Genomic DNA, 3874 nt, shown 5'->3' with positions numbered 1-3874 from the left:
TAAATACCTTCGATAATTTCTTTTGCTGGTGCTTGAGAGAACTCTACAGTAATCAAGTGAATCTCATGACCCAGTTTAACCAGCTCTGGATACAACTCAGCTCCATGACGAGCAATTCCGCCCACAAGGCGTGGTGGAAATTCCCAAATTAGAACTAAAATTTTCATCGCTAATAGTTGCGCTACTATGTTCTCCCCCAATCGGTTTGACTTAGTAGCAGCGTACTTTACTATGGCAAAGTGAGTCGATTTGTGCCACTTTTGGCATCTAGACCTTTGCTGCTAAGATCGACAACAGATGGGAACCCGAACAGAATTGGGCTATGAGGTTTAGATTGAGATATCGACGCTCGGATTCCTAACATTATATCTGGCGTTCGATCGATCTGGAATTTATTAAGTATTTGCTAGTAAGTAGCACTTAATTAAATCTCCGCCATTACACTTATCGTACCCACCCTACCCCGTTGGCGTTGGCGAAGCCTGCCGTAGGCACAGCCTCTCTGAAAGAGAATTGCCGGTCATCTGACTAGAAATTCTTAAGAAAAATTCGATCGGTATTGGCGATGTTTGTGGATTAATAGTTAAAGTCGATCCCCGAGTAGATTGAGTACAAATCGGCTAGTCTTATCTCGATCCCTGAGCCTATAGAGTTAGAGGATGTTTGAAAAGTATAAATTAAGCCCCCCAGCCCCCTTAAAAAGGGGGAGCAACATTCAAAGTCCCCCTTGAAAAGGGGGATTTAGCGGTGCGCTATGGGCGGGGTTCCCCCGCACATAAAAGCGCAACAAGACAGGGGGATTCAGGTCTAAGCTCGTAACAAATAAAACTTTTCAAACAGCCTCTTAGAATTGCTTCATAGTTCAAGCACCGACACGCGATCGCATAAATTTCGCCAACCGTTCCATCCCTTTTTCGATCGTGGTGAGATCTGTCGCGTAGGAAATGCGAATATGGTCGTCGGCACCAAACGGTAGCCCAGGAATGACAGCAACCTGCTGCTGTTCGAGTAACTGCTGGCAAAACTCCAGCGATGTGAGCTGCGTACTGCCAATATCGATAAAAATATAAAAAGCTCCATCGGGCTTGGCACAACTCAAGCCAGGAATGCCCTGAAGATAGCCTAAGATCGCCTTGCGGCGGGTAGCAAATGCTTGGCGCATGTCTTCCACACAGCCCTGAGAGCCTTCGAGAGCGGCGATCGCGCCGTATTGAGCAAAAGTACAGACATTCGATGTACTGTGGCCTTGGAGGGCACTAGCCGCTTGAATCAGCTGCAAAGGTGCGGCCAAATAACCGATTCGCCAACCAGTCATCGCATAGGCTTTGGCAAACCCGTTACTAATAATCGTCCGATCGAAAATATCCGCACCGAGCGCGCCGATACTGACTTGCTCGACGCCATCATAGATAATTTTCTCGTAAATCTCATCGGATACTACCAAAATATCTCGATCGACAATTACCTGTGCCAAGGCAGCTAACTCAGTCGGAGTATAAACTACTCCCGAAGGATTGGAGGGCGAATTGAGAATAAATAACTTGGTTTTGGGTGTAATCGCCGCATTTAAAGCGGCGGGGGTAATTTTATAGTCGGTACTACGATCGGTATTGACAATAATGGGGATACCACCGACTAACTTGACCATTTCGGGATAGCTCAACCAAAACGGCGCGGGAATAATTACCTCATCGCCAGGATTAATTAGAGCCACCATGAGATTGTAGAGCGAGTGCTTGCCCCCATTCGTCACGAGAATATTTGCTGGGGCATAGTTTAAATTATTGTCTCGTTGGAGCTTATTGGCGATCGCCGCACGCAATTCGGGTTCGCCAGCGACGGCACCGTACTTGGTTTTTCCGCGATCCAAGGCTTGTTTGACGGCATCCTTAATATGTACTGGCGTATCGAAATCCGGCTCGCCCGTACTAAAACTACAAACATCCTTGCCATCCTGCTGCATCTTCTTCGCCATTGCCGCAATGGCGAGGGTGACAGATGGTTCGATGCCGGTAATGCGCTGTGCCAATTCCATAACTTTTTTTGAATGATCCGCAGCCATCCCGCTCAATGTGGTTACACTGTGTGTGCGTGAGTTGTCTTTGCGTCTGAATAAAGTTCCTCAAGCGTAGCAATTATAAACCCATTTGAGAATCGGGAAATATGTAATTATTATGAGGACTTGACTGGTATTTTGCCAGCTCTCGATCTCCTCTGGGTTGAAATCACCAATGTTTACCGCCGCCATCGTCACCATCGCCAGTGCTAATTTCGATCGAACGATCGATTTTTACACCCAATTTTTAGAGATTGCCCCCCAAGGATGCATCCCGAATGTCTATGCCGAGTTTCGCTTGCCCGGTTTGAGATTAGCAATTTTTTGTCCCCATCCTAACAATCGCGCCGAATTTAGTCATCCTCATCAGAGCGGGATGAGTATCTGTCTAGAAGTAGACAGTGTGGAAGATGCGATCGCCAAATTAACCCAACTCGGCTATTCTCCATCAGGATCGATAACCGTCGCCTCCCACGGTCGCGAAATTTACGCCTATGACCCCGATGGCAATCGCTTAATCCTACATCAGGGAGCTTAAATTTATAGTGCGATCGCATAAGGCTCTTGAAGCCGATTCCTAGAGAAATCCCCGACTTCTTGAAGAAGTCGGGGATTTTTGTGAGCGGGAAAGGCTTGTAACAACAGTCGTCGCCACTGGATAATATCGAGAGCCTAATTGCCCATTGGTAAACCGTGGACGAGATTATTGAGCAGCGATTCGATTTGTTGCATCGCTTGTTGGCTCTCAGGTTGGTGTTCGGCGGCATCAGCCAAGCTGCCCAATTGCCGTTTGAGAGCATCGATCCGATCTTGGAGTGGTTGCATCATCTCCTGATAGAGATCGATTTTGGCGACTAACTCGATCGATTGTTGCTGGGTCGATCGGTGCTGGCGTTCGAGTTCCTGCACCTGTTTGGATTCTTGGAGATACGCTTCGACTTGCTGCTCGATTTTAGCTTTGGTTTGGTCGATCGTCTGGCGGAGGTTGTGGATATCGGTTTCTACTTGCGTCAGTTCGGACTGTTGTTGCTGGCGTTGGGTATCGAGTAAGCGTAAAATCGCTTCCCATTCCATTTGCGATCGATCGGCAGCTTCGGGAACGTGACCTTGGCGTTGGCGGAGGACGCGAGTGTGAATTTGCAGATAAGTCTGACGTTCGCGCATGGTTTGGCGTTGGCCGTCGAGAGTATGGTCGAGCATATTGTAGCCATCGCGCTCGTCGGCCAGATCGGCTTCGAGCTTGAGCTTGTCGAATTCATTAGCGACCAGCATCGCTTGTTGCAACTCGTCAATCGCGGCTTGTTTCTCTTGAAGTTCTTCTTCTTCAAGATGGACGAAATGCACCGATCGATCGACTTCGGTTTGCAGATTGGCGACAATCGTTTCCAATTGGCCGATCTCCATCGCTTCTAACTGTTCGAGATCGATTTGGACATCGCCGATATCGGCCTGACCACCTTTAGACATTAAATAGATCTTTTGATAGTTGTCCTGCTCGATATTGAGACGAGTGGTGAGACGTTGGATGTACTCTTGTTGCATACTCAAGGTATGCTGTTGGACTTCCCAGGCAGTTTGGGTTTCTTCGAGGGAAGTTTGTAAGGTTTGGAGTTGCTGCTTGGCGCGATCGATTTCCTGTTGCTGGCGATCGAGTTCGGCTTGAGTTTCGATCGCGCGTTGCTGCTGGTGTTGGAGCTGCTGCCAATGTCCGGTCAGCAATTCTTGCTGGCCTTCGATTTCGGCAACCGTACCTTCGAGGCGTTGAGAATCTAGCGCGCGCGAACTCCCACCCAATTGATAGAGTGCCGCGCGAATTTC

4 protein-coding genes are annotated in these 3874 nt (G+C 48.3%); 1 reads left to right on the top strand and 3 read right to left on the bottom strand.

The features are described 5' to 3' along the window. Together RMO84_RS04710 and RMO84_RS04705 are read right to left on the bottom strand one after the other, a co-directional pair. A partial coding sequence (locus RMO84_RS04710; protein WP_310487326.1) for a glycogen/starch synthase occupies nt 1-167 on the bottom strand: 167 nt, incomplete at its 3' end. A gap of 695 nt (nt 168-862) precedes the next feature. Next, on the bottom strand, nt 863-2035 hold the full coding sequence (locus RMO84_RS04705) for a pyridoxal phosphate-dependent aminotransferase (RefSeq protein ID WP_310487325.1): 1173 nt from the start codon (nt 2033-2035) through the stop codon (nt 863-865). Nucleotides 2036-2231: 196 nt separating this feature from the next. Here RMO84_RS04705 and RMO84_RS04700 point away from each other — a divergent pair, with 196 nt between their 5' ends. Next, on the top strand, nt 2232-2594 hold the full coding sequence (locus RMO84_RS04700) for a VOC family protein (protein WP_310487324.1): 363 nt from the start codon (nt 2232-2234) through the stop codon (nt 2592-2594). Between the two features lie 134 nt (nt 2595-2728). On the opposite strand, the gene hmpF is transcribed toward RMO84_RS04700, so the two are convergent. Continuing rightward, nucleotides 2729-3874 (bottom strand): pilus motility taxis protein HmpF (hmpF, locus tag RMO84_RS04695; protein WP_310487323.1); only part of this gene is annotated, 1146 nt, incomplete at its 5' end.

Source organism: Chamaesiphon sp. VAR_69_metabat_338 (assembly GCF_031423935.1).
Taxonomy (GTDB): Bacteria; Cyanobacteriota; Cyanobacteriia; order Cyanobacteriales; family Chamaesiphonaceae; genus Chamaesiphon.
The sequence above is the reverse complement of the archived record's forward strand: the minus strand, read 5'-3'. Positions and strand labels throughout refer to the sequence as shown.

Bases quoted from the DNA above. Each gene is read 5' to 3' on its own strand.
- RMO84_RS04705 (WP_310487325.1), bottom strand. From the start codon at position 2,035: ATGGAATTGGCACAGCGCATTACCGGCATCGAACCATCTGTCACCCTC.
- RMO84_RS04700 (WP_310487324.1), top strand. From the start codon at position 2,232: ATGTTTACCGCCGCCATCGTCACCATCGCCAGTGCTAATTTCGATCGA.